Annotated in this window: 3 protein-coding genes; all 3 read right to left on the minus strand. The window is 64.3% G+C overall.

Annotated elements, in window-relative coordinates; genetic code table 11:
• Positions 1-392 precede the first annotated feature (392 nt).
• A complete protein-coding gene (locus U9980_RS19235; RefSeq protein ID WP_322769193.1) occupies positions 393-665 on the minus strand; it encodes a hypothetical protein in 273 nt (90 codons plus the stop codon).
• 722 nt (positions 666-1,387) lie between these two features.
• Positions 1,388-1,606, minus strand: coding sequence for a hypothetical protein (locus tag U9980_RS19240; protein ID WP_322769198.1), 219 nt, complete (start codon positions 1,604-1,606; stop codon positions 1,388-1,390).
• Positions 1,548-1,835, minus strand: coding sequence for a type II toxin-antitoxin system Phd/YefM family antitoxin (locus U9980_RS19245; protein ID WP_322769194.1), 288 nt, complete (start codon positions 1,833-1,835; stop codon positions 1,548-1,550). The genes U9980_RS19240 and U9980_RS19245 overlap by 59 nt, the downstream gene beginning before the upstream one ends.
• Positions 1,836-1,906: the final 71 nt, after the last annotated feature.

The following is a 1,906-nucleotide window of genomic DNA, read 5'->3' on the forward strand; positions in this document are numbered from 1 at the left end:
GGCTCGTCCACATCGCCGGCGTCGCCCCGCTACGAGACGGAGGTGCGCCATGCGGTCGCGCGAAGCATCGCCCGGTGGCCGCACCAGGTGCGAGCGCCACGAACCGATCTAGCCACCGGGTCCACCGTAGGGACTCCGGCAAGTCCAGCCTCGACGGGGCCGCGGCGTTGACTATGACCGGCGTTACCTACCGCTCGGCGCTACGTCGGTCTCGCGTTGCCGGATTCTGACCAATGGATGGTGCCGGATCGCGATCATGATTTCGTTGCCTGCGGCCGGGTCGACAGTGCAGCGCGGTCTGAGGTCGCGGCCGTCTCGAGCGTTTCATTCGCGGGGCGCCGTCGTCGCGGTCGAGGATCGGGGCGAGCGAGTCGATCGTCGCCTTCCACAGGTCAGCTTCGGCGCGAGCGGGGAATAGTGTAGTTAGCGAGGTCGTCCGGGGCGTACGGCGGCACGGTGTCCGGCAGCCCGATGTTGAGCCGTAAGGCGAGCGGATCGTGTGTCGTACGGGCCTGCCCTGCGACGGCCGCGCACACGCCGCCGATGAAGACGGCCGAGCGCGCCTGGCCGGGCAATCCAGCCCTGTCCCAACTCGCGAGCGCGGGCTCGACACTCAGCTCGTTGGCCTTCTGCCCCCACGCATGCGTGAAGACCGGCGTAGTCACATGCCGACCGTATCGCCCGCCGCGGACGATCCGCGCCCTAACCGTTGGTCAGCGTCGCCAGGCCGGCACGATGCGTGCTCGGTAGCAACACCTGCCAGCCTCCGAGCCGGCCCTCTACGCGGGGCCGCAGACGACGGACAAGGGTCCCCGACCCGCGTTGACTTCTCCCCGTCGTGCCTTCGATGACCACGGCTGGGTGCGCAGGGCCTTGCCGATTGGATCGAGGCTCCCGGCGGTGGCCCGACCCGCTGCGGTGTTGTCCGGGCACGGCGGTGCCCAACCGGGAGTTTGTGAAACCGACAACTTTGGGCGACTTGAGGGATATAGTGGTCGAAATTCCGACCTCCCGACCTCCTAGCGAGCAGACGATGAGATGCCCCTCTTGTAAATCAAAAGACACCGACACCGACAAAGGCGCCTTACTCCGAGCAGGTATCTCCGGCATCTACAACCATGCCAAGGCAGCGAAATTCTTTTTCGATTTCGCCCGCGACCCGGACAATCAATCCTGGCCCTGGAAGTGCGCCGATTGAAACACGAGGTTCATCAGGTGCGGGTCCTGCCGGAAGAAATCCATAATGGGAAAGCTTAAGATGGGAGACGCCCTCCCATGCCCCCACTGTGGCGATAAGATCTATATCTTTTGATGAGGGGCGGACCCCAGGGCCTCGTCATGATTACTCCGCTTCGTACAGGCCCATCCACCGCCCGATCTCTCGACGCTACTGGCATAATCCTATTGAAGTGTCGCTACGACCGTTTGAACCCGCCAGGACTAATGGGCCTGATTCGATGCCGGCGCGCAGTTCCAGCACGGTGATGACCGAGAGGAATGTGTCCGATGGCGCCAAAGCCCCTGCCCAGGCGTTGAATCGATCATCCCTACGCTTGGCCGGCTTGCGGAGCTCCGAGATGACGTTGGTGTCGAGCAGGAAACTCACAGGTCGACCTCGCGCAGCGAGTCCCCGCGGGCTCGAAATCGATGTCCTCGTCCAAGACGAACGCGTCTCCCAGTCTGCCGGCCGTGTCCGTGAGCCGCTGATAGTCGGCGAACGACAGCAGGACGTGTGACGGCCGACCACGATCCGTAATGATCACCGGGCCGCTCGCGGCAGCCCGTTTGACCGCGCTCACGTCGCGGTTGAACTCCCGGGACGAGACCACGCTCATCGCGATCACCTCCCAATGTAGTGTAGGTACGTACCTACACTACTCCCTACGGGCGGCGAAGAACGCGGTGC

Origin of the sequence: Protofrankia sp. Cr1 (assembly GCF_963555865.1) — a bacterium.
In the GTDB taxonomy this organism is placed as follows: domain Bacteria; phylum Actinomycetota; class Actinomycetes; order Frankiales; family Frankiaceae; genus Protofrankia.